15 protein-coding genes are annotated in these 26806 nt (G+C 56.7%); 5 read left to right on the forward strand and 10 right to left on the reverse strand.

Annotated features, from left to right (window positions below):
* Window positions 1–192: 192 nt before the first annotated feature.
* The 4 genes from SD425_RS09830 to SD425_RS09845 form a co-directional block, all read right to left on the reverse strand.
* The gene (locus tag SD425_RS09830) at window positions 193–1086 is read right to left on the reverse strand and encodes a PhzF family phenazine biosynthesis protein (protein ID WP_324677959.1); all 894 of its coding nucleotides are present in this window, start codon (window positions 1084–1086) and stop codon (window positions 193–195) included.
* A gap of 117 nt (window positions 1087–1203) precedes the next feature.
* The gene (locus tag SD425_RS09835; RefSeq protein ID WP_324677961.1) at window positions 1204–4908 is read right to left on the reverse strand and encodes a PKD domain-containing protein; all 3705 of its coding nucleotides are present in this window, start codon (window positions 4906–4908) and stop codon (window positions 1204–1206) included.
* Window positions 4909–5124: 216 nt separating this feature from the next.
* A complete protein-coding gene (locus SD425_RS09840; protein ID WP_324677963.1) occupies window positions 5125–8835 on the reverse strand; it encodes a PKD domain-containing protein in 3711 nt (1236 codons plus the stop codon).
* A 211-nt stretch (window positions 8836–9046) separates the two neighbouring features.
* Complete coding sequence (locus tag SD425_RS09845; protein ID WP_324677965.1) at window positions 9047–9931, reverse strand: membrane-binding protein; 885 nt, start codon at window positions 9929–9931, stop codon at window positions 9047–9049.
* A 304-nt stretch (window positions 9932–10235) separates the two neighbouring features.
* Here SD425_RS09845 and xrtK point away from each other — a divergent pair, with 304 nt between their 5' ends.
* A complete protein-coding gene (gene xrtK / locus SD425_RS09850; protein ID WP_324677968.1) occupies window positions 10236–10769 on the forward strand; it encodes an exosortase K in 534 nt (177 codons plus the stop codon).
* Window positions 10753–13602: an MSEP-CTERM sorting domain-containing protein gene (locus SD425_RS09855; RefSeq protein WP_324677970.1), complete on the forward strand. Its 2850-nt coding sequence runs from the start codon at window positions 10753–10755 to the stop codon at window positions 13600–13602. Before xrtK ends, SD425_RS09855 begins: the two co-directional genes overlap by 17 nt.
* A gap of 123 nt (window positions 13603–13725) precedes the next feature.
* On the opposite strand, the gene SD425_RS09860 is transcribed toward SD425_RS09855, so the two are convergent.
* The 4 genes from SD425_RS09860 to SD425_RS09875 all read right to left on the reverse strand — a co-directional run bounded on the left by SD425_RS09860 (window position 13726) and on the right by SD425_RS09875 (window position 22052).
* Window positions 13726–15510, reverse strand: coding sequence for an ABC transporter ATP-binding protein (locus SD425_RS09860; RefSeq protein WP_324677972.1), 1785 nt, complete (start codon window positions 15508–15510; stop codon window positions 13726–13728).
* Window positions 15511–15689: 179 nt separating this feature from the next.
* Window positions 15690–17183 carry an efflux transporter outer membrane subunit gene (locus SD425_RS09865; protein WP_324677974.1) on the reverse strand — a complete coding sequence of 498 codons (1494 nt, stop codon included), beginning with the start codon at window positions 17181–17183 and terminating at the stop codon, window positions 15690–15692.
* Between the two features lie 222 nt (window positions 17184–17405).
* A complete protein-coding gene (locus tag SD425_RS09870; RefSeq protein WP_324677976.1) occupies window positions 17406–18623 on the reverse strand; it encodes an efflux RND transporter periplasmic adaptor subunit in 1218 nt (405 codons plus the stop codon).
* Window positions 18624–18695: 72 nt separating this feature from the next.
* On the reverse strand, window positions 18696–22052 hold the full coding sequence (locus SD425_RS09875; RefSeq protein WP_324677978.1) for an efflux RND transporter permease subunit: 3357 nt from the start codon (window positions 22050–22052) through the stop codon (window positions 18696–18698).
* 392 nt (window positions 22053–22444) lie between these two features.
* On the opposite strand from SD425_RS09875, the gene SD425_RS09880 reads away from it, so the two are divergent.
* Window positions 22445–23401, forward strand: coding sequence for a bifunctional helix-turn-helix transcriptional regulator/GNAT family N-acetyltransferase (locus SD425_RS09880; protein ID WP_324677980.1), 957 nt, complete (start codon window positions 22445–22447; stop codon window positions 23399–23401).
* Window positions 23402–23405: 4 nt separating this feature from the next.
* Window positions 23406–23816 carry a DUF2000 domain-containing protein gene (locus SD425_RS09885; RefSeq protein ID WP_324677982.1) on the forward strand — a complete coding sequence of 137 codons (411 nt, stop codon included), beginning with the start codon at window positions 23406–23408 and terminating at the stop codon, window positions 23814–23816.
* 98 nt (window positions 23817–23914) lie between these two features.
* Here the strand turns inward: SD425_RS09885 and SD425_RS09890 are convergent, their stop codons facing one another.
* The gene (locus tag SD425_RS09890) at window positions 23915–24217 is read right to left on the reverse strand and encodes a hypothetical protein (RefSeq protein ID WP_324677984.1); all 303 of its coding nucleotides are present in this window, start codon (window positions 24215–24217) and stop codon (window positions 23915–23917) included.
* 378 nt (window positions 24218–24595) lie between these two features.
* Between SD425_RS09890 and SD425_RS09895 the strand changes: the two genes are divergently transcribed.
* A complete protein-coding gene (locus SD425_RS09895) occupies window positions 24596–24970 on the forward strand; it encodes a spore germination protein GerW family protein (protein ID WP_324677986.1) in 375 nt (124 codons plus the stop codon).
* Between the two features lie 27 nt (window positions 24971–24997).
* Here the strand turns inward: SD425_RS09895 and SD425_RS09900 are convergent, their stop codons facing one another.
* Window positions 24998–26668: an MFS transporter gene (locus SD425_RS09900; RefSeq protein ID WP_324677988.1), complete on the reverse strand. Its 1671-nt coding sequence runs from the start codon at window positions 26666–26668 to the stop codon at window positions 24998–25000.
* Between the last annotated feature and the right edge of the window lie 138 nt (window positions 26669–26806).

Genomic DNA, 26806 nt, shown 5'->3' on the forward strand with positions numbered 1-26806 from the left:
GCATTCCGGCGCCCGAAGTTGCCTAGCTCATGTAACGCAAGCACGAAGTTAGCGCCGCCCGACTCGCGCCTGCCGGTCCGACGCCCTAGGCGTCCGACCGGTTGCCGTGAGAATAAGCTTCCGGGATGACCGTCGTGCATCTAGCTCGTGCAGGCACGAGTCGTTCAACGACGTAAACAAGCAAGCTCCGCACTATAGCTTCAGTGTTCCTTCCATGACCACTACGGCCGGCCCACCGATTTGTACTGCTCCAATGTTGTCCCGTGGACCTGCAATGATTACTTGCACCGAACCTGGGCGGCCCATCCAGTGTCCTTGCTCCGCCACAAACTGCGAATGTTCTAAATAATCGTAGTGCCACAGGTAGGCTGCCATGCCGCCCGTCGCCGACCCTGTAACAGGGTCTTCTGAGATATCTGGCGGTGTGCCGAAGTGCCGGGCAAATGTTTGGCCCGCAGAAGTAGCACCGCCCAGACAGAATAGGTGCGGACTGAAAAAGTCGCTGCTGGCGCGGTAGCTACCTAGGCCGGCGGTATCGGCAACGTGGGCGCGTCGTAGGGCATCGTGGTCGCGCAGCAGGATCATGAGCTGAGGGGTGCCGGTGCTCACGGTTTGGATAACGGCGCCAGGCAGCACGTCGTTGGGTGTGAGGCCGAACAAGGGCATTACCACAGCCGGATCGTGCACTGCACCAAACACCGGACGGCGCTGGGTCATGCGGATTTGCTGCGGCTGCCCGGCTGCGGCCGCACGTACCTCAACTCGAATCGGACCATCTAGCAGTTCCAACTGCAGCATCGTGCGGGCGCCGGTGAGTGGCAAGCGGCCGGTGTGGACCAGCGCCGATACGGTTGCAATGGTAGGATGCCCCGCCAGCGGAATTTCCTCGGCGGGTGTGAAGTAGCGCACACCAAATTCGGCCACTTCCGAGCGCCGCACAAAGGCCGTTTCCGATTGGTTGAACTCGCGGGCTAGGTGCTGCATCATCTCAGGCGTCAGGTCGTCGGCGTCGAGTACCACTGCGCACGGATTGCCACCTAGGGCCGTTTGGGTAAAGGCGTCGACGAGAAGAAAGGGGTAAGGCATTGCTAAGCCGGGGAGAAGCTAGGTGAGTTAAACGGGGAGCGAAAGTAAGGAGCTACCTCAACAAAAAGCCGGCCTCTCTGGTTGAGAAACCGGCTTTTTTAGAAGGCAAAATAAAGCTTATTGTACGACCACGCGTCGGGAGAAGAGTTGTCCGTCGGCAGTGCGGCAGAGCAGTACATAGATGCCGGCTGAGCGCACGCTCGTTAGGGTATAGTTGGTGGACCTCGTGCTATTCAGCTCCACTTGTCCCTGCCAGCAATTGCGACCTACGGCATCCATCAACTGCACGGTGGCAGTGCCTTTTACGGCCGGGAGCTGCAGCGTTAAGGTGGCGCCACCTTGTACGGGGTTGGGGTACACCTGCAGTGCCGTCGACTCTGCCACGGCCGACTTGGTAGCCAGTACAATATTGTCTACTCGTACGTTGCTCAGGTACAGATCATTGCCAAATTGGTTGAAAGCAACGAAGCGCAGATACACCAGCTGATTAGCGTAGGCCGAGAGGTTTACGTCCTCCTGTCGCCACTGGCTGGCTGCAGTAGGCACGAACAAGGTAGTGGGCAGTGGCGTGGTAGTGCTCAAGCCCGTCAGCCACGATTTCAAGTAGGCTCGTCCGAGGCGAGTGTTAGTGCAGGCTGCGTACACATCCACCGACAGTGAGTCGTTGTAATCATTGTCGCCGACGCCGGCGTAGGCAACGTCGAAGTGCAGAGATGCTTGTGGCTGGCCGCGCAAATCAATAAAGGGCGTCTGTAAGGAGTCACGCTGACCCACATTGGCATAAGGGCCGAAAGGCATCCGGGTGGCTATACTCTTGCTGCCATCTTTGAGCGTAATGTTATTGGCCGTCGTCCAAGTAAGGTTTTTATCAGGATTGAGGACCGTCCAGGCGCTAGGTATGCCTGTAGCAAAGTTCTCCGCATAGGGCAGCGGTGTCGCCTGTACCCGTACTGTAGCAGTTTGGGTGGTAGAGCCGTTGACGTTGGTGGCTGTGAGCGTCACCGTATACGTGCCAGCCGTGGCATAGGTCACGGTAGGGCTAGGAGCTGTGCTGCTGGAAGGGCTACCCCCTTGAAAGCTCCACTGGTAGCTCACCGGGCACAGCGTCGACGTGTTGGTGAAGGTAATAGAGCTGCCCGGGCAGATGGGGCGCTGCCGGAAGGTAAAGCTAGCTGTCGGCGGCGCGGTCGTTACATTAATTACATTCGATACCGTGCGCGTAGCTGTGCCGTTGGCATTCGTCACCTGCAGCGTCACGGCGTAGGTGCCCGGCGTAGCATAGGTCACGACAGGGTTCGAGATGGTGCTGCTGGAAGGCGTGCCACCGGGGAATGTCCACAAGTAGCTGGTGGCGCCATATAGAGAGGCATCCTGAAACTGCACCGCTGTGCCGGGGCAAATGAGGTCAGCGCTGACCGAACTGGTAAATAGTGGTACCGGGGCTAGGGTAGCCGTGGGGCCCGTTACATTGATATCGTCGAAGGCGCGGCCACCCAAGCGAGTAGAAGCGTACGAATCGACTTGGCCACGGCCGTAGCGCTGGAAGCGGATGCGCGTGTCGGCCGTGAGCGTTAGGCCTTGGGCCTGGGCAAACTGGGTCAGGTTCACACTCACGGTCTGATAAGCGGTGGTAGCAGCCGTGCCGGTCAGGTCCACTAAGCGGTACCAAGTGTTACCATCTACGCTGATAGCTACGCCATCAGTAGCGCTAGTGCCGGTGAAGGTAGGCGGCATTTGCTCATCGGTTTCCCCCGCAAACTTCTTCTGGCGGAAGGTAAATACCCAACCACCTGTTGTGGCAGAAGATAGATTTAGGTGCAGCGTGGCCTCGTTGGTACCCCGGCCAACCGAGTAGTATGGGAATATGTTGTCGAGCACAAGCTGGCCGGGCGCCGACGCCGGATTGTAGTCGGAGCGGACCAACGTGCGGGCAGCACCGCTGCCGCCTATTTCCCAGGCCGGCGATAAACCTAGGCCATCGAAGGACTCTAGCAGCGTAGGCGTTGCCGCCACCGGATTGCCATAAATGGCGCGGTAGGCGTTGATCAGACCAGCGCCCGTTAAATCATCAACACCCGCCGTACTGATATCCTGCGCGGTGGCTTTCAGTTGGGCGGTGAGTTGGGCTGGGGTGTAGCTCGGCCTAGCTTGCCAGAGTAATGCGGCTACCGCAGCAGCATTCGGAGCCGCCGCCGAGGTGCCAGCGAAATAGTAGCCATCCTTCGGATCGGGCGTAGCCGTGTAAAAGAACGAAGTGCTGACAAAATCGACCGATGTGAAGTCAGGCTTGGGGCGTGTGGTAGCCGCAACGGGGTTACCTAAGGCATCAAAGAGAATGGTGGGAGAGCCTTTCGAAGTATATGACTCGGGTACCAGACGATCGTAAGAAGGGGTCGCCGCTACAGCCATCGAGTTTAGGGCCGCGTGGTGCCCCACGATGGTGCCGCTGCTCGTCCAGTACTCCGTCGCGATATGGTCGCTGAAGCTGAGGTACTTCAATCGGGCAGGGTCAGCGGTGTTCCCGCGCCGCCGAATGACGAGGTCGAAAGTGGTAGCAGTACCCGAATTAGTGTAGGAGAGTAGCTCGGAAGGAGTTTGATTGCCGATATTATTATCAACGCTGCTGGCTATAACGATGCCGTCGGCGCGCTTCAAATACATGTCGAGGTCGGTCTTCACCCCATTCGTAGTGTAGAACGGGTCGCTCCACTGCAAGACCATCGTGAACGTCTGGCCCGCCGGAATGTTGAAGCGCTGCAAGGTATCGACGGCGCCGGTTGGGTTGAAGTTCAACACGCCGGTGCTCGTTGGCGTGGCCGCTACAAACGCGGGCGTTGTGTACTCGGAGGAGTTGCTGCCACTGTTGCCAGCCGAGGAGAAATAAGCCACGCCGCGTTGAGTTGTTACTTCTTCTACTGCCTGCGCAATAACGCCGTCTTGGAACATGGGCTCCTCGAAGTAGCTCACATCGTCCACCAAGATCTTGCAATTGCCAATGCTAGGGTCGGCGAGGCGCCGTATCTGTTCGGCGAAATCGGCTTCGCCAAAGTATACGCTACTGAAAGCTAGGCCCGCGCCGGGGGCAATATCGTGCACCAGTTCCAGCATAGCACGGCCTTCGTCGGTGGCGCCGGTGGCGTCTTGCAGCACCTGCACGCTGGCCGGCAGCTCGCCAGCAGCCACGCCGGCCGCGGCCGTACCCAGCGAGTTATATGAGTCACTCATCACGCCAATGCGCACGCCCGTGCCATCGTAGCCGGTGGGAGAGGCATTGCGGACGCGGCTAGCTTCGAGCACAAAATCCGCTTGGTTCTGCACCTTGCCCGCGTGGTTCTGGGGCCGTGCTATTGGGCGCACTCCTAGCATGCCTTGCGAAGCGAGGCTACTAATACCTGCTGTGCCCGGTGCCAACTGGCTGAGTGGCAGCAAGCCTTCGATAAAGTGCAACTTACTTTGGTCCGACGTAACCACAAAGCCACGGGCCACAAGCGAAGGCCGCAACGCCGCCACGTCCTTGGCTGTGATTCGTACTAATACCGTCTGCTTTTCATTACTGACAACCAGGTCCGGAAAGGTGCTTTGCAGCTGTACCGCAGTGCCTCCGCGGGCAACTCCTGCCCCTTGCCATTCTTGATAGAGCTGCTGCAAATTGCCGCCAATACGTGAGCCAGGGTCAATCTGCGCTTTAACAGTCGGCGGCGTAACGGCCACCTGCTTGGTTTGATGACGAGGTGAAAAATTTCCTTTAATAGGATTATCTGACTGAGCGAATAACGGCCGAGAAAGCAGCGTCAGAAGCAATGCCGTAGCAAGTTTCTGCATAAATAAGATGATGGTTAGAGAAGAATTAGCAGCAGGAAAAATACGCTATGAAAAGCACAATTAGACAAGTAAAGTCATATTTTCCTGGTTTATTCTTCCACCACGGATTAGTTACCGATTAGCGCCTGCTTTTCATCGATGATTCCAATTAAGCATAAAAAAGAGGGCGACCCATTTGGGTCGCCCTCTGCTTAGTCTATTGTACAGTAATACAGCTTATTCCACCACCACGCGGCGGGAGAAAAGCTTGCCGTCGGCGGTGCGGCACAGCAGCATGTACACACCAGCTGATTGTGCTGTATTGAGCGTGTACGTAGTGGCAGCAGCGCTGTTCAGCTCCACTTGTGCTTGCCAAATCCGACGACCTAGGCCATCCACTAGTTGCACGCTAGCAGCACCTTTAACGGCTGGCAGCTGCAAAGTCAACTGGGCGCCTCCGCGTACGGGGTTCGGGTACACTTGCAAGGCTGAAGACTCAGCCACTGCTTTGCCCGTTGCCAGTACGATGTTGTCGACGCGCACATTGCTTAGGTACAAATCGTTGCCATACTGGTTGTAAGCAACGAAGCGCAGGTAAATAGGCTGGTTAGCGAAGGGCGACAAGTCGGCATTTTCCTGGCGCCACTGGGTAGTAGCACTCGGTACAAACTTGGTTGTTTGGGCCGCCGTAGTGGCGAGGCCTGTGCGTACCGACTTGATGTATACCCGACCTAGGCGCGTGGTCGTGCAGGCTGCGTACACATCCACCGACAGCGAGTCGTTGTACGTGTTGTCGACAGGCGCATAAGCAAGGTCGAAGTGCAAGCCGGCGCGAGCCTGCGTGCTGAGGTTCAGCACGGGCGTTTGCAGCGAGTCTTTCCGGCCGGTAGTGGCGTAATCGTAAAAAGGCATGAACACGGCGCCACCACGGGTGCCGTCCTTACGCACGACGTTGGTAGCGGAGGACCATGTTAAGCCATTGTCAGGGTTAAGCACCGTCCAAGCACTAGGTATGCCTGAAGAGAAGGTCTCCGCAAATGGCACCGGCGCAGGAGCCTGCACGCGCACCGTGGCCGTTTGGGTAGTAGAGCCGTTGGCGTTAGTGGTCGTGAGCGACACTGTATAGGTGCCCGCAGCGACAAACGTTACTGTGGGGTTAGGCACCGTGCTGCTGGAGGGAGTACCGCCAGGGAAGCTCCACATATACGTCTGGGTACACGCAGTAGGAGCGCTGGTGAACTTAATGGAGCCACCAGGGCAGATCGGCGTCTGGCGGAACGTGAAGTCCGCTGATGGTCGTGCGGCTGAGATGTTGACTACGCCTTGTACCGTGCGCGTGGCCGTGCCATTGGCATTGGTTGCTTGCAACGTCACGGCATACGAACCAGCAGTTGGGTACGTCACCGTTGGGTTTGGCAAGGTGCTGCTAGAAGGCGTGCCGCCAGGGAACGTCCAGCGGAAGCTAGTAGCATCGAACAAAGACGTGTTTTGGAATTGTACTGTCGTGCCGGGGCAAACTTCAGTAGTTGTAACCGAAGCAGTAAACAACGGCACAGGTGCAGCTGTAGCCGTGGGGCCACTCACCAGAATGTCGTCAAAGGCCCGCCCGCCAAGGCGAGTAGAAGCATACGAGTCAACTTGACCACGGCCGTAGCGCTGGAAGCGTATGCGCGTGTCGGCCGCGAGCGTCAGCCCAGCCGCTTGCGCCGCTTGGGTCAGGTTCACACTCACCGTTTGGTAATTGGTAGTAGCAGCCGTACCGGTCAGGTCGACCAAGCGGAACCAGTTGGTGCCGTCCACGCTTATGGCTACCCCGTCGGTGGCACTGGTGCCAGAGAAAGTAGCGGGCATCTGCTCGTCGGTCTCACCAGCGAACTTCTTCTGACGGAAGGTTAGCACAAAGCCACCAGCCGGGGCCGAAGCTAGGTTCAGGTGCAGCGTGGCCTCGTTCGTGCCAACCCCGGTTGGGAGACCGTTAAGGGTGCCATAGTAGGGGAATACGTTGTCGAGCACGAGTTGGCCAGGTGCCGACGACGGATTGAAGTCGGAGCGTACCAGTGTGCGGGCAGCCACCCGGTCGGTTAGCTCCCAAGCTTGGCCGAGACCTAGGTTGTCAAACGTCTCCAGGAAAGGCGCCGCGGCGGCCACCGGGTTGCCGAAAATGGCGCGGTAGGCATTGATCAGACCCGCCCCCGTTAGCTCATCAAAGCCGGGCGTGTTTACGTCCTGGGCCGTGGCTTTCAACTGCGCGATAACCTGGGCCGGGGTGAGGCTAGGTCTGGCCTGCCGGAGCAAAGCCGCCACAGCAGCGGCATTGGGCGCAGCGGCTGAGGTGCCGAAGAACAAGTAACCATCTTTCGGATCGGGAGTGAGCGAGCCGAAGAAGGTGTTACTGCTGCCATCAGTAGCGGCCAAGTCAGGTTTGGGGCGGGTTACTGGCGTAGCCAGTGGGGTGCCGGTCGGACTGAACAGGATGGTAGGAGAGCCTTTCGAGGTGAAGGGCTCAGGCGTGAGGCGGTTTCCCGACGACAAAGCGCCCGTAGAGCCAGCACTGAGGGCCGCCGTGTGGCCGTAAATAGTGCTGCTGCGCGTCCAATACTCAGTTGGAGCCGCTGAACCGCCGTTATTGAAGATGACATATTTGACGCGGGTCGGGTCAGCTGTACCGGGCCGACGACGGATTACCAGATCAAAGGCCGTGCTGCTCGTCGAGTTCGTGTAGCTGGTGTACTCGGAAGGGACCTGGTTGGCGATGTTTGAGTCATTGGCGCGCGCCACAGTGTCACCAGCCGCGTTGATCAAGAAGTAGTCAAGGTCCGTCTTGACGCCATTCGTGGTATAAAACGGGTCGCTCCACTGCAAAACCAGCGGGAATCTTGCACCAGCGGGAATGGTGAAGCGCTGCCGGATATCGGCCGTGCCCGTTGGATTAAAGTTCAGGTAACCGGCCGCCGTGAAAACCGGATTCGTATACTCCGAAGAGTAATCTGCATTGTTGGCTGCCGAAGAGAAATACACAGCGCCCTGTGCGGATACCTCTTCCACCGCCTGGGCAATGATGCCGTCCTGGAACATGGGTTCCTCGAGGTAGGAAACGTCATCGACCAGCACTTTGCAGTTGCCAACGCTGGGGCTAGCTAGGCGGCGAATCTGATCAGCGAAGTTCGCTTCGCTGATGAAAACGCTGCTGAACGCCAGGCCTGCGCCGGGTGCAACGTCGTGCACCAGTTCCAGCATGCCACGGCCTTCGTCGGCGCCAGCGGCATAGTCCTGTAGTACTTGTACGTTGGCGGGCAGGTCGCCGGAGGCAACGCCACCGGGCGCGCCACCTAGGGCGTTGTATGAGTCGCTCATCACCCCGATGCGCTGCCCCGTGCCATCATAGCCCGTCGGTAAGGCGGCGCGTACGCGGTTGGATTCCAAGATATAGTCCGCCTGGTTCTGGATGCGGCCTACGTTGTTCATGGGGCGGCTCACCGACTTAATCCCCAACAAGCCATTTGTGGCTAAGGCACTAACGCCTGCTTTGCCAGGAGCAAGCTGACTTAACGGCAGCAGACCTTCGATAAAATGCAGCTTGCTTTGGTCAGAAATTACTTTGAATCCGCGCGCAGCCAGCAGCGGACGAAGCGCCGCTACATCTTGCGCCGTGATGCGTACCATCACCGATTGCTCATCATCATTGATGTTCAACTGCGAAAAAGCAGTCTGCATCGAGGTAGCCGCCCCGCGCGAGGCACCTGCGTTCTGCCATTGAGCGTACAGCTGCTGCAGAGAGCCGCTGATGCGTGAGTTCGGGTCGGGGCGTTTTAGAATAAGGTCCGGCGCTGCTGCCGTCACCTTGCTGCGTTGTAGCAAAGGATTATCTCCTTTGGCCGCGCCGCCGGTTTGTGCCAGCAGCGGACTAGAGAACAGCGTTAACATGAACACTGTAGCAAGTTTTCTCATAGGGTAGAGGTTGTGGTCAATAATAAAGTGCTGGGGTTGATAATGGCGGGTAAAGTACCTTATTAAAAGCCAATTAAAAATAAGATCGATAATAAGATTTTGGGTTGCTATGGTTTAGTTGTAAAAGCCCACCCTCAACGAGACTAGTAGACGCAAAAAAGCCGGCTTCCTCAGACGAGAAAGCCGGCTTTTATCTTTTGAGGTGAGTTGGCTAGGAAGGATCAGATACCTGTCCTACTTCTTCCCCGCGGTTGTTATACACGCCACCTTCAGCACTCACATACAGCCGACGCTCCTGGCCGTCGATCAGAATATAAGGGAAGGAGTTACTATTGGAGCGCGTCAACTTGCCTACTACTTGGACAGTGCGTGAGTCTTGGCGTAACCGCACCACACTCAGCTTGTTAGTGAGATAGTACAATTCGTCCGGACTGTCGTGGAATGTAATTTGACCGACCACGCTCATCGGGCTAGCCGACGTTTGCTGAACGGGAGTAGGCGCCGGACGGCTAGCAACCACCGCTGGTTGGGCCGAAGGTGCAGCCACACGCGTGCTAGCTGTAATCTGGTCGCTAGCTCGCTTCCAGCCATCACCGATGGCTTTTAGGCGCGGTGCCCGGCCGGGGTGCGTAGGTGAGGCTTCCTCATCCGATACAATCGCCATAGCTGATTGCGCTTGCGCTAGGCTAGCTCCCATTTTGCGCAGCACAAACCCCGAGAACTCATCGGCTTCCAGCTCGTCGCTGGGGTTGCTGCCGCCGCTGCTTAAGGTGTGGCCGTTGAGGTGGTGGCCCATCTCGTGCGCCAAGATGCTGATGCCCGCCCAGTCGGTGTGGCCGGCGCGGTTCACGGCTGCCACAAACTGAGGGTTATAGAGTAAGTAGCGCTTGCCGTCGTACACGACAGCTGCCGCATTTTGCACGTCAGTAGTGGCCCGCAGTTCAAAGCGGGGCTTGAGGCCGACCACATCCGTGATTTCACGCAAGATGTCGCGGGTACCGGTCGTGGTTTGCGCCACAGCCGAAGTACCCGTCAAGAAAAGCCAGCCGGCAAGCAACAAGCCTGCGCAGTGGCGGAAGATGCGGTTGGTTTTCATGAATGTTTCCTGGATTATGTGGACTATAAGAAGACAAAAATCTTGCCGAGCGCAAGCGTTCTGCCACTTTGGCCCTGTAGTCATATAACGTAAGATAGGCATGTTTTAGTGCCTGAATTGTGAGCAGCAAATTTGGCTTTATGCCTCTCTCGATTAGAGGAGAGCTAGTAGGAGGTACTATGTGATAGTTACTTGAAGCCAACTTTATAATATATGGAAAAGTATTTCCATAAACTTTGAAATACAAAGTACTTTACAATACATTTGCTGCCGTTGAGCCTAGCTATTCACCATCGTCTTTAGAATGAAACAGCGCCCTCTTTGGCCTTACTACGTTGGCTTAGCTATCGGCTTTGCCCTGCTCAAAGCCGTCTACGTCCACACGACCAGCACGGACTTACTCATCCTGCTAGCCCCAACTAATTATCTGGTAGAAATAGCGCTAGGCTCCGCATCGGTATTCGATGCCGCTGCTGGGTTCATGCACCCGGATCTGCACATCAGCATCGATAAATCCTGCTCCGGCTACAATTTCTGGTTGTTGTGCTGGCTGCTACTCAGCGCGACAGCCGTGCAGCAGCGCCTGTACCCGCGTCTGCTTATGCCTATGCTCGTGCTCATGCCTTTTGTGAGCTACGTGCTGACGCTGTTAGTCAATACGTCTCGCATTCTAACGGCTGTTTTCCTGCGCGGCTTACTGCCTCCGGCCATTCAGCAGTTTTCGTGGCTGCATCAAGCGGAAGGTGCGCTTTTGTACCTGTTTTTTCTGGTCCTGATTTATCTGGGTTTTATCTCTAGTTGTTCTTATTTCCAAGCTCGTCATGCGCACGCTGCTTAATCCTAAATGGGTATTCGGAATTACTATTCTGCCGATAGTAGTGCTCATAGGCCTACTCTTCGGGCAGTATGAATTGATAAAAAGCCTGCTCGAGCCCGAGAGTGTATTGCGCTGGAAAGTCTTTGGGGGCACGTTAATCTTGCTTGCGGTGCTTCATGCTAGCTATGCGGCGTGGTGCATTCAGAAGCGAAAAGCCTTGCCCGTTGCGCATGGGATAGGCGTACTCGTGGCGTACATCGGCTTCCTGTACCTCTACATGGATAACACTCGCGAACTGTTCCCGTGGACGATTCCGCGCTGGATGCTCTCCGATGATGTGTTCCTGTATCCACTCACGTTTTTGATGCCGACCCTAGCCCAAGCGGTCCTTACGCTGATTGTTTGGTTTACTCCCGAAAACAAGCTGCACAAAGCTGGCTACAACTTTGCCGGGGCGGTGGCAGTGCCGGTTACGTGGTATCTGATTTTCCTGGTGATAGTGCCGCTGTGGCGAGGGGTAGAGGGTAAGTTTGGTGAGCATGTGCTCGTCGTGGCGCTGATTGCCGGTACCGTGGTGTTCTTGTTTTTGCTGGCTCGCGGCGTATACATCCTCGGCGCACAAAAGGCCGGCATCTGGACAAACTATCAACTAGTCTGGAAGGTGCTGCTAGGGCTGGTATTTCCATTATTGGGATTAGCGGTCAACAATGGCCTCCTGTTTTCTCCGAAGCTTTCTTTTGAGAGTGGCATCTTCGGCAACTTCACGAGTCTTTGGTTTTATGGCCTAGCCTTGCTCAATGGCATCTTGCTGTGCCTGCCTGCGCCTGCGTCTGCTAAGCTACACCTGTTGCTCTACCTAGGTCGTAGCATCATGCTGTCGTACACGCTGTATTTCTTTCTGGTATTCCTGCCGTTTTTGCCCGTGTCGGTGCTGGCGGTACTGGCTATCGGGACGGGGTTTCTCATGCTCACGCCTTTGTTACTACTACTGGTGCAGCTATGGGAGTTGACCAATGACTACGCATTTCTGCGGCAGCATTTCACTCGCGGCTTACTGGTAGCATGTCTGCTGGTAGGAAGCGTGGTGCTGCCTGCTGTCATCACCTTTTCGTACTGGCATCAGCGCCAAACGCTACACCAAACCCTAGCCTACCTCTATCATCCTGATTACACACGCCATTACGAGGTCGATACAACTGCCTTAGCCATTACGCTTGATGCAGTGCGGCACCATAAAGACAGTAGAAATAACTCATTGTCTGGCGCGTATCTGCCGTATTTATCGACGTATTTCAATTGGTTGGTGCTGGATAATCTGACGCTCTCGAACGAGAAGATAGCGCGCATAGAGCAGGTGTTCTTTGGGAAGCTTCCCAAAAACGAGGTGGTGGTTGAGCAGTCTGGGGTTGATGTGCCAACTCCGACTATTACTAGCCTAAACAGCCGTAGCACGTATGATGCCCAGCAAGGAGCTTGGGTGAGTTGGGTAAATCTGGAAATTAAAAACCCCGCAGATGGTTCTTCGCAAGCTGAATTTGCCACAACGATGTCGCTGCCTGTCGGCTGCTGGGTGAGCGATTACTACCTATATGTAGGGCAGCAGCGCGTCAGGGGATTGTTAGCTGAGAAGAAGGCGGCCATGTGGGTTTTCTCACAAATCAGAAATGAGAATAAGGACCCTGGCATTCTGTACTACACCGGCGCTAATCAGGTGATGTTGCGCATCTTCCCATTTGCCGCGCCTGAAGCTCGCCGGACGGGAATTCAGTTCCTGCACAAAGAGCCTGTGACCTTGCAAATAGCCGGGCGACGAGTAACCCTAGGCCATGCAGCCCAAAATCTGCAACCGATACCCGTAGCTACACGTCAACAGCCAGAAGTAGTGTACGTGAGTGCACAAGACAAAGCGAAGCTGCCGCTCGTCACCCGGAAGCCGGTCTATCATTTCATCCTTGATGCGTCGGCGCGGCAAGCGGGACGCAAAGGGCACTACGCCGCCCGCATACAGGCCTTATGCAAGGAGTATAACCTAGATCCGGCGCAAGCGCAGTTCAGCTTGGTTGATACCTATGTCACGCCGTTAGGCGCCAGCAAAGTCTGGCAGCAAGAGTTAAACAGGCATGCTAACACAGGTGGTTTTTATCTGGCAGGAGCGTTGCAGCGCATCCTTGCAGACGCAGCTACCAAGCCCCAGCCTACCTACCCAGTTATTGTGGTCGTGACAGACAGCTTGCATCAGGCCGTATTAGATACCGACTTCTCCGATTATGCCGCGGCTTACCCGGAAAGTGACTTGTTTTACGTGCTCGGGCTGGATGGTACCTTGGAGGCGCACTCACTTCGGCATAAGCCGTGGCAAGTGGCATTTACCACGGGCCAAGTGCTTTCGTCAGTCGCTCGCGTGCGGGCTTGGCCGAATGCTCAACATCCCAAAGCCTATTTGCCCGAAGACGAACAAGCTAGCCTTGTGTTACGCTCGGCACGGGTGAACCTGGCAGAAGAGAACCTAGTACCCGGAGGCTGGGAGAGTGCGCTATTGCTACATGGGCACTGGCTGGCGCAAGTACTGCACCCCGAAACGAGCGCGCCAGAGTTTAACCGCGGCGTGCGGGGCAGCTTCCAGGCAGGTATCTTGACTCCGCTCACATCCTATTTAGTGGTTGAAAACGAAGCGCAACGAGCCGTTCTGCGCCGCAAACAGGAGCAAGTATTAGCTGGCAACGACTCCTTGGACCTAGGCGAGGACACCCAGCGCATGACCGAGCCGAGCGAAATTATCCTGCTTTTGTTATTAGCTGCCTTGCTGCTGATACGTCGTGCCCGCGCCAAGTACAAGCTAGGTACGCAAGCGTAAGCAGAAAATGCATGTAGCGCGAAGCCTGCGTTTCGCGTGTCGTTGAACGATTAAGGTTAGCAAGTATTCTAACGTAAGTCGTCTAACGACACGCAAAGCGCAGGCTTCGCGCTACAAAGTGTACTATACCAGCTGAGGCGCAACGGCCGCCGCGGGCCGCTCACCAATCTGCTGGCGCCACATGGCATAATAGAGGCCTTTCTGCTCCAGCAATTCCTCGTGGCGGCCTTGCTCAGCGATGTGCCCACGCTCCAGCACGAAGATGCGGTCGGCGTGGAGAATGGTACTCAGGCGGTGGGCGATGAGGATGGTAATGTGCTGGCGCGAGCCGGACAAGTCGCGCACCGTCCGCCCGATTTCCTCTTCCGTGAGCGAGTCGAGGGCCGACGTAGCTTCGTCGAACACGAGCAGGGTAGGCTTGCGCAACAAGGCACGGGCAATGCTCAGGCGCTGCTTTTCACCGCCCGATACTTTCACGCCGCCTTCGCCAATGATGGTGTCAAGACCTAGGGGCGCACGCGCCAAGAGGGTATCAGCAGCAGCTTGGTGCAGGGCGCGAAGGCATTCTTCGTCGGTGGCTTGCGGTGCTACAAAGCGGAGATTCTCGCGGATAGTACCAGCGAAGAGCTGCGTATCCTGGGTCACAAAGCCGATCTGTTCCCGCAAAGCATCTAGGTCGAGCTGGGCGCCGGGGATGTCATTGTACAAAATCTGGCCGCTGGCGGGCGGATAGAGGCCGACTAGTAGCTTCACCAACGTCGTTTTGCCTGAGCCGGATGGGCCTACGAAGGCAATCGTTTCGCCGAGTTTGGTGGTGAAGGTGATGCCCGCCAAAGCGGGGATGCTAGCAGAAAGGTGCTGGAAGCGAACCTGCTCGAAAGCTAGGGTCTGAATCTTATCAATGTGCTGCGGCTGCGTAGGTTTTACTTCCTTCGGCGTATCGAGGATCTGCTGGTAGTTTGCCAGAGAAGCTTCCGTTTCGCGGTACACGTTGATGATGGTACCCATCTCCTGGAGCGGCCCAAAAATGGCGAAGGAGTAGATGAAGAACGAGAAGAACTCGCCCACCGAAATGATCTTCTGCACCACCAAGAACAGCAGCATGAGCAGAATGATGTTGCGCATCAGGTTCACGAAGGTGCCCTGCACGAACGACAACGAGCGCAAGTAGCGCACCTTCTTCAGCTCTAGCTTCAGGATCTTGTCGGTGGTGTTGTTCAAGCGTAGCGTTTCCTGCTGTGCAAGACCTAGGCTCTTAATTAGCTCGATATTGCGCAGACTCTCGGTCGTAGAGCCCGCCAGCGCCGTGGTTTCGGCTACGATGGTTTTCTGAATGACTTTGATGCGCTTGCTGAGCACCAAGCTTAGTGAGCCGAGCAACGGAATCGTCAGGAAGTACACCACGGCAATGGGCCAGTACACGCTCACGGCATACCACGTCACGAAGATGATGGCTACCAGCGAGATAAATAGCACATTGACAAAGCTCTGAATCAACTTCTCTACATCGGTGCGGACCTTCTGGAGCTTACCTAGGGTTTCGCCGGAGCGCTGATCTTCGAATACTTGATACGGCAGCTCCAACGAGTGCCGCAAGCCATCGGAGTACAGCTGCGCGCCCAAGCGCTGGGTAATGACGTTGGTGTAGTAGTCCTGAAAGTTCTTGGCAATGCGCGACACCATAGCCACGCCCATAGCCTTGAGAATGAGGATGCCCGCCCCAGTAGCCAGAAATTGCCAAAAGCTAGGGCGCAAGGAGCTGCCTAGGGTTGGCGTGACATAGCGGTCAATGATTTGCCGCAGAATGTAGGGGTCGAGGAGGGAAAATATCTGGTTGATGGCCGCCAGCAACAAGGCCAGCGCCAACAGGCCCCAGTAGTTGCGGAGGTAGCTGTAGAGAAGTTTCATGAGAGGGGAAAGGGCAATACTACAAAGATAAGCGCCGAGCTAGGTAGAAGTTTCAACAAACGCAGGAACGCGCCACGGCGCGTTCTCGCCAGAACAATGGACACTAGCGCTAATAAGGCGCCACTTATTCCATTTCGTTCAGCAAGAACGCGCCGCGGCACGTTTTTACAAATGTAAATCTATTCCCAGCCGCCGCCGAGGGCTTTGACCAAGTTCACCGAGTAGCGGAGCTGATCGGCCTGGGTTTGTACCACCAAGCGGGCCGCTTCCAAGGTTTGGCGGTCGGCATCTACTACCTCGAAATAGTTGGTGAGGCCACGGTTGTACCGTTCGCGGGTGAGTAAGCCAGCGAGGCGCGCCGAACGCAACGCACGCTGCTGGGCTTCGAGCTGGGCGGCGCTTTGCTGCACGTCGGCTAGGGCGGTTTCTACTTCTTGGAACGCTGTAAGCGCCGACTGCTGGTAGCTAGCCGTAGCCGTGTTGAAGCGCGCTTCCGCCAACTGCTGGTTGGAGCGCAGCCGCCCGCCATTGAAAATTGGAATACCAAGTGTGCCCCCTAGGTAGTAGGTGTAACTCTCATTGAGCCGCGCTATTTCGCTGAACTGGGCGCTCTGCGGGCCAATGTAACCGTTGAGGAGCACGGTGGGGCGGCGGGCTAGCCGGGCCGCATCAATGCGGGCATCGGCGGCGGCTAGCTGACGCTCGGCACGCTGCAAGTCGGGCCGGCGGGCTAGGAGGGTAGTTGGTACGTTGGTAGGCACGGTGGGTGCTACTAGCACCGTGGGGCGCGGTGCTACGGTGAAGCTGCTGGCCGGCTGACCGCATACTGTAGCTAAGGCGGCCACGTAGCCAGCGCGTTGGCGCTGCACTTCTATGCGGCTAGCATCCACGTTGGCTAGCTCGGTTTCAGCGCGGCGCACGCCGATTTCGTTGTCTACGCCGGCTTTGAAGCGGGACTGCACGAGCTGTAGGTTCTGCACCCGTGCTTGGCGGGTACTGTCGAGCACCCCTAGGTCGGCGTCGAGGCCGCGGATGGTGAAGTAGTAGCTGGCCGCATCGGTGGTGAGCGTGAGCTGCACGACGCGCACGTCGGCTTCTGCTGCTTGCTGGTCCGTTTCGGCGGCGCGCACGTTGCTGCGAATTCGGCCCCATACGTCCACCTCGTAATTCACATTGATGGGAATGTAAAACTGCTGTTGGCTGATGCCAATCACAGTGGCATTTGGAAACTGCACCGGTCGCAAGGCCGACAAGTGGCTCTTATACACCGATGGGTTCAGCGTCACTTCCGGCGTGCGGTAAGAGGTGGCATTGCGCACCGTGGCCCGAGCTTCCTCCACCCGCGACACGGCGGCCCGGGCGTTGAAGTTGTTGGCGAGAGCCTGCTGCTCCAGCGCGTTCAGCTCGGGGTCGTTGTAGAGCGTCCACCAGGATGGCGCTTGCGGCGCCTGGTTGAGGGGGGTGGGCGTTGCGGGTACTGGAGTTGGACTGGCTGGCTGCGGTGGGGTCGCAGGGTTCGTAATAGGAGCAGAACTATTGTTTTGCCACTGCGTTGGCGTTGCTACATCAGGCGCTTTGTAGTGCGAGGTAGTAGCACAACCAGCCAGCCACAACCAGCCGATACCGAAGCTCAAACGAAGAAAGAGAGAACGGGGACTATCCAAAAACTTCATTGCGAAGTGGTGAAAGCTAGGTAAGAGGGAGATAAGGATAGTTGATAACAAGATAGTTATGACTATAAGGCTAGTAGCACGGCGTAGAGACACATACTTGTGTCTTCATCGTTGCTGATGTTGTTTCGCCAGCAATCCTAGGTCATCCGTCAGTCAGACCCGAGTCGTTCTGCACCGCGTCGTTCAACGACGAGACACAAGTATGTGTCTCTACGCCGTTCCTTAATGGGCATCCGCCACCGGCGACGACACGCGTGGACGGTCAGGGTCGTAGGGGCGGTCGGGTGCGGCAGGCTTCGCGGGGCCTTCGGGCTTTTTCGGCGCCTCGGCTACTTTGGTCTGCACAATCTGGCCTTCCTCCAGCGTTTCGGCCGGGTTGATTACTAGCAATTCGTGGCCCTGTAAACCCTTAGTTACTTCCAATTGCGCACCAAAGTCGCGGCCGGGTGTGATGGGCTGGTAGTGCACTTTCTTATCCTGAATCACCACCACTTGCGGGTTCGTGCCGCCGGGCACCAACGAGTTAGCCGAGATAATAACGCTAGGTGCCGTGCGAATCAGTTTGAAGCGAACTTGGGCAAACATCCCCGGTAGCAGCTTCTGGTCGCGGTTCGGAATCTTGACCTCCGTGCGCATGGTGCGAGTTGAGGTGTTCAGAGCACCTGCGGTGCGCGACACGATGCCTTCAAACTTACGGTCAGGGTATTCGGGCACCAGTACGTCGGTGTGCATACCAACTTTGATGCTTGGTACGAAGTTTTGCGGCACTTCTACGAAAGCACGAATCGTGTCGGTTTGCTCGATCTTGAACAGCTGCGCGCCCTCGGCCGTGGTGGGCGACACCAGCGAGCCAACTTCCACGTTACGTTGCGTCACAATGCCGTTGAAGGGCGCAATAACTTGGCGAAAAGCTTGTTGGGCAATCAGGCGCTGCACGCCCGCCCGTTGCGCGGCATATTGGGCTTGGCTTACATCGAGCTCCTGCTTGGAAATAGCGCCCGGCAGCTCCACACTTTGCAAACGGTTGTAGCTGGTTTGGGCCAGACCTAGGTTGGCGCGCGCCTCAGCGATCTGCTGATCGAGTTCAGGGGTAGAAATTGTGGCGAGCTGCTGCCCCCGACGAACGCGGGTGCCAATGTCTACAAACCACGATTTCACAAAGCCATTCGCCTGCGCAAACACGAAGGTTTCGCGGTTCGAGCGGGTGTCGGCCGGAAGCTGTACTTGCGTGGTATCGGGGGAAGGCTTGGCAGCTTGCACCGTCACGATGGGGGCCGCCGAGGCTTCTTCGTGGGCTTCAGCCTTTAGTTCCTTGTCGTGGCGCAGACGCGGTAGCAGACCTACTAAGAGCAGGCCGCCGAAAACGAGGAGCACAATAAGAATGGTAATCCAAAAACGGCGTTTGCTGCGGGGCGCGTTGTAATCAGCAGAATTGTCCATAATTCTATTTTCGAGTTTCTCGTAGCCGTTTGCCCAGTGAATCGACGCAAACCGCTACGAGAAATTGACTTTTTAGTGTACGAGCTCAGGCTCGGCAGGCTGTTCTTCGACCGGCTGTTCTTCCTGCTTCTTCAAGTAGCTAAACATGATAGGCACGAAGAACAAGGTGGTCACCGTAGCCAGCATGATGCCGCCAATCACGGCGCGGCCGAGCGGAGCGTTTTGCTCGCCACCTTCTCCTAGGCCTAGCGACATCGGTAGCAAACCAATGGTCATGGCCAGAGCCGTCATCAACACGGGGCGCAGACGGGTGTAACCTGCATCCAGCGCCGCGTCGAGCGGCGACAGGGTCGGCTCTTCCTCGCGGCGCTCATTGGCGAAAGTCACCAGCAAGATGCTGTTGGCCGTTGCCACCCCGATGCACATGATGGCTCCCATGAGCGAGGGCACACTGAAGGTCGTCTGGGTCACAAACAGCATCCACAAGATACCCGACATAGCGCCCGGCAAGGCGGTGATGATGATGAAGGGGTCGAGCCACGATTGGAAGTTGACCACCATCAGCATGTACACCAATATGATAGCGCCAATCAGACCGATACCTAGGCCAATAAACGACGTGCGCATGCTGTCTATTTGACCGCGAACCGTGATGGTAGTGCCTTTTGGTAGGTTCTTTTCGGTCTCAGCGATAATCTTGCGAATATCGGTGCTGACGCTACCTAGGTCGCGGCCTTCCACGCTGGCGTACACATCCAATACGCGCTGGATGTTGTAGTTGCTGGCGACGGCCATTGTTTTGGTACGGCGCACCACGGCGAAGTTGCTCAGCAACTGCGTGGTATTCTGCGTGGCGCTGGTTACGCCAATGTTCTGCAGTTCATCTAGCGTACCTAGTTCCCTGGTGGGCGTTTGCACGGCTACGGTGTAGTTCACACCGTTTTGTGGGTTGAGCCACTGGTTCGGGTTGGTCTGGGTGCTGGAGCTGAGGTTCACGAGCACGTTGTTGGCAATGTCTCGCTGCGACAAACCAGCTTGCTGGGCCCGCAGGCGGTCCACATCCAAGCGAATCTGCGGCTGGTCGAAGGCTTGGTACACAAAGGCATCTACAACGCCCTCCACATCGGCAATCTGCTCTTTCAGCTTGGTGGCAATCTTCTGGTTAGCCTCCTTATTGCGGCCTACTACTTGAATGTCAATCGGAGCAGGTAGACCGAAGTTCAGGGTCTGGTTTACGATGTCGGCGGCCTGAAAGAACACGCTCAGGTCAGGCTGTTCCTTCCGCAACCGGCGACGAATCTCAGTGATATACTCGGCCGTGGGGCCGTGGTCTTCCTTCATCGACACCAGAATCTCGCCATCGCCGGCACCAATGGTCGGGTTGTCGCTCAAAATCAAGTTGATCGGTACTACCGGCAGGCCAATATTATCGAGCACGAGGTCTAGCTCATTGGCCGGAATAACCTGGCGAATCACTTTCTCTACTTGGGCAAAGCGCCGCTCCGTTTCTTCTACCCGCGTGCCGGTGGGAACCCGAATGTGCAAGCGCAGTTGACCCGCGTCAACTTTCGGGAAGAAGTTCTGCCCAATGAACGGGTACAAGCAGCCCGAGCACACAAACAGCACGGCGAAGCACGTAACTACGGTGCGGCGGTGATGCAAAGACCACGCGAGGGCACTCCGGTAATTTTCGCGGAACTTCTCGAAGCCGTGGTCAAACCCCTTATGCACGCGCCACACCCAGCTACGTTCAATGCCTTCGGAGGCACGGCGCTCGGCGTCGGTAATGGGCAGCTCGTCGTCTTCGTCGGGCGTCATGCTGGCGTGCTGCTTCTCGTAGTTTTCACGGAGCAACTGCTCCAGGCGGGCTTCCTGGGCGCTTACCGGGTGGTCGTCGCGCACTTCGGAGCTAGGTAGGTGGGCGCCGCCTTCCTTGTGGTAAATAGGCAACTCCTTGCGGAGCAGGTACATCACCATGGTGGGCACTAGCGTCCGGGAGAGGAGGTAAGAAGCTAGCATGGCGAAGATGACAGCCATGGCCAGAGGCGCGAAGATCGACGAAGCCGCGCCCGCCAGGAAGAACACCGGCACGAACACAATACAGATAGCTAGCGTGGCTACCAGAGCCGGCGTAGCAATCTGCTGAGCCCCGTCGAGGATCGAGCGTTTTAGCCCTTTCTTCATGCCCATGTTCCGGTGAATGTTCTCGATTTCCACCGTCGCGTCGTCCACCAGGATACCCACGGCTAGCGACAGGCCGCTCAAGGTCATAATGTTAAGCGTCTGGCCGAGCAGCTTCATCACGATGATGCTGACCAAAATTGACAGCGGAATCGATAGGGCAATGATGAGCGTAGAGCGCCACGAACCTAGGAACAACAGGATCATCAGACCCGTGAGGGCAGCCGCAATACACGCCTCCGTGACGACACCTTTAATAGAGGCTTTCACGAAGAACGATTGGTCAAACAGCAGCTTGATATTCAGGCCGGGAGGCGCTGAGGCTTCAATCTTGGGCAGTTGCTCCTTCACCCGATCAATAATATCGAGCGTACTGGCAGCACCGGTTTTCAGAATCGGGATGATGGCCGTACGGCGACCGTTCTGGCGCACAATGTTTTGCTGCACCGCGAAGCCTTCGTGCACAAACGCCACGTCGCGAATGTAGATCGTGCGGCCGTCTACTTGCTTGATGGGCAAGTCATTGAGCGTGGCAATGGCTTCGGGGCTACTATTAAGCTTGACGTCGTACTCGCGGGTACCAATCTTGGCCGAACCGGCGGGCAGCGTGAGGTTCTGCGACGTGAGGGCATTCACAACGTCGTTAGCTGACAAACCCCGGCCCGATAATGCCTCCGGGTTCAAGTCCACCATGATCTGCTTGGGCTTGCCGCCGTTGGGCTGCAACACCGAAGCGCCCTGCACCACGGCGAGGCCCGGACGAATGAAGGCGTTACCCGCATCGTATAAGTCCGACTCACCTAGGTTGTTGGAACTCAAGCTAGTTTGCGCAATCGGCACGTTGGAGGCCGAGTAGCGGATGATGAGCGGCGGGGTGATACCAGGAGGTAGCACGCGCAGCAGCGTTTGAGTGATGGCTGTGAGCTGGGCTACGCCGGCTTCCACGTTGGTGCCCGGCTGAAAAAACACCTTAATCAATCCCACCCCCTTGAGTGACTGAGACTCAATATGCTCGATGTTGCTTACCGTGGTGGTGAACGCCCGCTCGTTGATGACCACGATGCGCTGGTTCATCTCCTCGGGGCTGATGCCGGCATACGTCCACACCACGCCGACTACGGGAATGTTGATTTCCGGGAAAATATCGACCGCCATATTGCGGATGGTCATGATGCCGCCCAGCAAGATCAGCAAGGACATCACCACGAAGGTATACGGGCGCGACAGCGCCAATCGAACTATCCACATAAACTAGGATACAAAAGTGGCTTCGACCAAAGGTCCACCGCAGCGGATGAGGGAAGTGTGAAATCGGGAGTTCTTGCTCGCTAGCGACTGGACAAGTGCCAGTCGGTGCTAATCACCTTTCACTGCATAGACATTGTTCTGCTGGAAAGGACGCATCCTAATCGCAAAAAAAGCAAGCACAGATAAGGCATAATCGTACGGAGCTTCTATAACTACTTCGCCTAGCTGATGTTGGTGCGACCATGCCATTTATAGGAAATTGGCTGTGAAAAGACCCGGTTGGTAAACCAGCCTAAGAGGGCACATCATCGCTAGCTAAACAGCTATTAAATGATGGATGTAAAAGTAATAATAATTATGTAAGTACTTACGTAATTACGTAAATTTGTTCCATGAATCTCTTTGACGAATTAGGACCAGCTGTACTAGGGAGCCGATTGCGACGCCTGAACGAGGTAATGACCAGCCAAGCGGCGGAGGTATATGCTCTTTACCAAGAGATACCCTTCGAGCCGCGCTGGTTTCCCGTTTTCTACACGGTAGCGTCGCAGCCAGGCTTACATGTGGGCGATGTGGCTGAGCGAATAGGGCAGACGCACGCGGCTGTAAGTCAGGTAGTAAAAGACCTAGCTAAGCACGAGCTGGTTAGTGTGCAGCGCGGGGAAGTGGATCAGCGCCGCAGCGTAATTTCTCTTACCGAGAAAGGGGCGAAGTTGTGGCCGGTTTTGCAGCAGCAGATTGCTGACGTGCGGCAAGCGAATGAGGCTTTGCTCGCCGAAACTCGCCACAATCTTCTATTAGCCATAGAAGAAATGGAGTACGCCCTTTCACGCCAGAGCCTAGCTAGTCGGGCGAAAGCCGTCCGTGACGCACGGGTAGCAAGCGAAGTCCACATCCTAGCGTATCAACCGAAGTATCAGGCCGACTTTAAACGGCTGAATATTGAATGGATTGAGCAGTACTTCCGCGTAGAGGAAGCCGACTTGAAAGCTCTCGACCACCCCGACGAGTACATTTTGCAGCGGGGCGGACACATTCTATTAGCCGAATACCAAGGCCAGATCGTGGGGGCGTGTGCGCTGCTCAAGATGGACAACGCCACCTATGAATTAGCTAAGATGGCTGTTTCACCAACGGCGCAGGGGCTAGGTATTGGGTTTCAGCTGGGGCAGGCGGCCATCGAAAAGGCGCAGCAACTCGGGGCGCAACGGCTGTACTTGGAAAGTAACACGAAGCTGGTACCGGCCATTCGGCTGTACCACAAACTAGGCTTCGAGAAAACCGTGGCTGGTCAGCCGTCGCCGTACGAACGGTGCAACATTCAGATGGAATTGCGATTAGCCGCCTAGCTACATGTACGACCACAAAATTGCTATTGTACTCAGCCGCGACTTGCTCGACTGGCAGAAGCTCAACGTAACGGCCTTTCTGGCCAGCGCCATTGCTATTCAATTTCCCGAAACGCACGGCCAACCGTTGGTGTCGGCGTCGGGTACGCAATTTCTGCCTTTCTTGAAACACCCAATTCTGGTGTACGGCGCCGACTCAGCAGCGGAAGTGCGTAAAGCCTTCGAGCGGGCACAGGAGCGAGGCGTGCACCTCGGCGTGTACCCGCGCCCGCTCTTTGCGACGAAAAACGAAGAGGAAAATGTGCACGTGCTAGCCCAGCAAACCGATCAGGAGCTGGACCTCGTGGGTATTATTCTGTACGGGGAAAACAAGCTGGTCGACAAGGCGCTGAAAGGCTTAAAGTTTCACCCATAGGCGTGCCAGGACTAACTAAGTCAGCGTCCCGATTTAGCGCCTACAAATACCACGTAACGTAGGCCGTCACCGGTGTTTCGTGGTGTTGCCCTCGGCTTTTAGGAAATAAGGAAAAATGAATCGAGCCGCAGCAAGTGTAAGCAGCGCCGCAAAACGGGGTTGACGTTGCGGAGCCAAACGCTGGCGCCGCTTTGGCGCAACAGTAGCAGTTGCGAAACTACGTGACTAATACCTAGGGTCCGCTGGCAGCGTAAGTTGTCGCAGTCCACTAGGAACTGGGACCGGGAATGCTGCCGTAGCGCATGGGAAAGCTGCGCGGTATCCACCGCATCTAGGTCCACGGTGAAGATTGAAGTAACAGGTTCTGGTCTGAGCGAGTCAGTTAGAGAAGAAGTGGGCATAAGGAGGATGGTTGTGGAGAAGGTTGAAGAAACTGGCTCAGCGACAGTTGCGCCACGAAGCGCAAGCCAATAGTGGTTTACATGCTCTATCAAACGCCCCGTGCCGCGAGATGGGTCCGGGGTTTGTACGGGTTTTCGTCCCAGACAAACCCTTAATTTCTTCTCCGTAATTCACACCTAGCTCTTGATTATCTGTGCTCCGTCGGTGTTAAATGCATTGGTTCTTGCCCTCGCTAAATCCTTTTGCCAACTAGCGGAAAGCCAGTGAGAAGGAATAAGGGTGTAATCTTTCTGTTGGCACCCGCCGTAGGTGAACCTGCACCGACCGACTTGTAGGCGCAAGGCCGGCTCTACATCCACTTTGTTGTTACCAGACTTATGAGTGCTTCGCCAGACCCACAGCCATTGCTGAATCGTTTTCTCGACCAATTCGTGCACGCCGCTGGGACACGGGCGGTCTTTGGGGAGCCTGTTGTGCTGCCGTACGCTACCGTTGTGCCCGTGGCTAAGGTCATTTGGGGCCTAGGAGCGGGGTTCGGTGGGGGAGGGCGCACGCAAGCACCTGATAAAGCAGACGCTACCGGAAGCGGCGGCGGGTACGGCGGCGGCGCCAAAGCCTATCCAGTCGGTGTGCTCGACATTCGCCCCAAACGCACCCTTTTTATCACCACGCCTAGCGCAACCCGCCAAGTGCTGTTGGGAGTTGTGCTAGGTGTAGCGCTCACGCAACTGCTAAAGCTTAGCAATAAGTAGAACAAGGTTGACCAACCTAGATCGAGGCTAGGGCAAGGCTTCGGTTGGCGTATTCATGATGGCTGGTGGTGGCGGCGAGTACGACTGCGCAATCAAGTGGGTGACTTTGGGTATCTCCGCGCCTTGGTGAAACTTGCGCGCCTGTGACAACAGATCCGCTTCTTCTGCGCCGAGGCCACGCTCATGTTGCTCCTCGTGCTCGGCCCACGAATCTACCACGAAGTATTCCACCATGCGCTCGGGGTCGGCTAGGTCGGCGTAGAGGCCGACGCGCATGGCCCCCTCACGGCGGCGGATGCGGCTGAGCTTGCGCATAACGGCCGTAAAACCGGGCCGGTCTTCGGGCGCGATGCAGTAGGTGATGGTTACCAGCACGGGGCCGTCTTTTTCCCTAGGCTCATACAAGATGGTAGGCTCGGCCCAGTGTTGAGCGATGGTAAAATCAAGGTTTTCGCCGTTGCGCAAGGAGAAGCGGAACACCAGCAGCAAAGTGAGCAGCATCCAGGCCGCAGAAGCCAGCAGGGCCACGGGTAGGCCAAACTCGTCGGCCACGGCGCCCCAGGTAGCGCTGCCCAGGGCCATGCCGCCCTGAAACACAAAGATGTAGACGCCCAGAATACGGGCCTGTACCCAGTTGGGTACCACCGTCTGAATAGCCACGTTGAAGCTGTTCTGGCTCATCATCCAGGCCGCGCCGCCAATGGTAAGCAGCACATAGAGCGACCATAGCGGCACGTGTGGGGCAAAAGCCAGCCCTAGACTAACGACCGCAAACAGCACCGCCGCTAGGTTTACCCGAGAGTCGATGCCGAATGCACGATTCAGGCGGGGCAGCAGCAAGGCCGTGACCACCGCTCCGCCGCCCATGCACGAGAGCAGCGCCGAGTACACGCCGCCACCTAGGTGCAGCATCTTATCGACTACCGGCGAGAGCAGGGCAAACACGATACTTGCCCCAAACGTGTAAGCAAAAGCCCGGACCAGAATATTCTGCACCGGGGGCGAGAACCGGGCGTAGCGCACCCCGCCCCGCAACGCGGACAAAATTCGTTCGCCATCCAGCCCTGAAAAGCTCAGCCCTTGGTTTTCGCGCTTCCAGGTATACACCATATAAATGGTGGCTAGGAAGGACAGACCGTTCAGCAGAAAAGCTAGGCCCGGCGACGAGTACGCCACCACCAACCCTCCCAAGGCTGGGCCTAACGCACGCGCCAGATTGAAGCTAATGCTGTTCAAGGTGATGGCGCCTGGCAGCAGCGGCCTCGGTACCAGTTCCGGGGTTGTAGCCCGCCACACGGGGTTATTTAGTGCGCCGCCTATATCCAGTAGGAAGGTCAGGAACAGGAGACCCCAGGGCGAGATGTGCCCCAGCAGCGTGACGGCGGCCAGCAGCATCGCCACGACGCCCATCCAAGCTTGGGTAAACAGCAGAAACCGGCGCCGGTCGACGAGGTCGGCGAGGGCGCCGGCGGGTAGGCTGAGCAGGAAAACGGGCAGGGCCGAAGCAGTTTGCATAAGTGCCACCAGCACCGTAGACGTGGTCAGGTGCGTCATGAGCCACACGGCGCCCACGTTTTGCATCCACGTGCCGATGTTCGACACGAAGGAGGCAATCCAGAGCATCCGGAAAAACTTCACCCGGAGCGGCGCCCACGGCGAAATAGGTGGTTTTTCAGCTACAGCGGAGGATTCGGGCATGAGGGGAAAGTCAACTTAGGGAAAGCCAGAGGTTGCTTACGTAGCCAGGGTAAATGAGGTGCTAGGTTTTTGAGGCGGTAGAAGCTAGCGCTAGCACGAAGCTCCCCTCCTTTTTTAAGGAGGGGTTGGGGGTGGTCC

This window comes from Hymenobacter sp. GOD-10R (genome assembly GCF_035609205.1).
Classification (GTDB): Bacteria; Bacteroidota; Bacteroidia; order Cytophagales; family Hymenobacteraceae; genus Hymenobacter.

What these genes read in the sequence shown, in the direction of transcription:
- SD425_RS09830 (WP_324677959.1), bottom strand. Translation starts at nt 1,086, where the DNA reads ATGCCTTACCCCTTTCTTCTCGTCGACGCCTTTACCCAAACGGCCCTA.
- SD425_RS09835 (WP_324677961.1), bottom strand. Translation starts at nt 4,908, where the DNA reads ATGCAGAAACTTGCTACGGCATTGCTTCTGACGCTGCTTTCTCGGCCG.
- SD425_RS09840 (WP_324677963.1), bottom strand. Translation starts at nt 8,835, where the DNA reads ATGAGAAAACTTGCTACAGTGTTCATGTTAACGCTGTTCTCTAGTCCG.
- SD425_RS09845 (WP_324677965.1), bottom strand. Translation starts at nt 9,931, where the DNA reads ATGAAAACCAACCGCATCTTCCGCCACTGCGCAGGCTTGTTGCTTGCC.
- xrtK (WP_324677968.1), top strand. Translation starts at nt 10,236, where the DNA reads ATGAAACAGCGCCCTCTTTGGCCTTACTACGTTGGCTTAGCTATCGGC.
- SD425_RS09855 (WP_324677970.1), top strand. Translation starts at nt 10,753, where the DNA reads ATGCGCACGCTGCTTAATCCTAAATGGGTATTCGGAATTACTATTCTG.
- SD425_RS09860 (WP_324677972.1), bottom strand. Translation starts at nt 15,510, where the DNA reads ATGAAACTTCTCTACAGCTACCTCCGCAACTACTGGGGCCTGTTGGCG.
- SD425_RS09865 (WP_324677974.1), bottom strand. Translation starts at nt 17,183, where the DNA reads ATGAAGTTTTTGGATAGTCCCCGTTCTCTCTTTCTTCGTTTGAGCTTC.
- SD425_RS09870 (WP_324677976.1), bottom strand. Translation starts at nt 18,623, where the DNA reads ATGGACAATTCTGCTGATTACAACGCGCCCCGCAGCAAACGCCGTTTT.
- SD425_RS09875 (WP_324677978.1), bottom strand. Translation starts at nt 22,052, where the DNA reads ATGTGGATAGTTCGATTGGCGCTGTCGCGCCCGTATACCTTCGTGGTG.
- SD425_RS09880 (WP_324677980.1), top strand. Translation starts at nt 22,445, where the DNA reads ATGAATCTCTTTGACGAATTAGGACCAGCTGTACTAGGGAGCCGATTG.
- SD425_RS09885 (WP_324677982.1), top strand. Translation starts at nt 23,406, where the DNA reads ATGTACGACCACAAAATTGCTATTGTACTCAGCCGCGACTTGCTCGAC.
- SD425_RS09890 (WP_324677984.1), bottom strand. Translation starts at nt 24,217, where the DNA reads ATGCCCACTTCTTCTCTAACTGACTCGCTCAGACCAGAACCTGTTACT.
- SD425_RS09895 (WP_324677986.1), top strand. Translation starts at nt 24,596, where the DNA reads ATGAGTGCTTCGCCAGACCCACAGCCATTGCTGAATCGTTTTCTCGAC.
- SD425_RS09900 (WP_324677988.1), bottom strand. Translation starts at nt 26,668, where the DNA reads ATGCCCGAATCCTCCGCTGTAGCTGAAAAACCACCTATTTCGCCGTGG.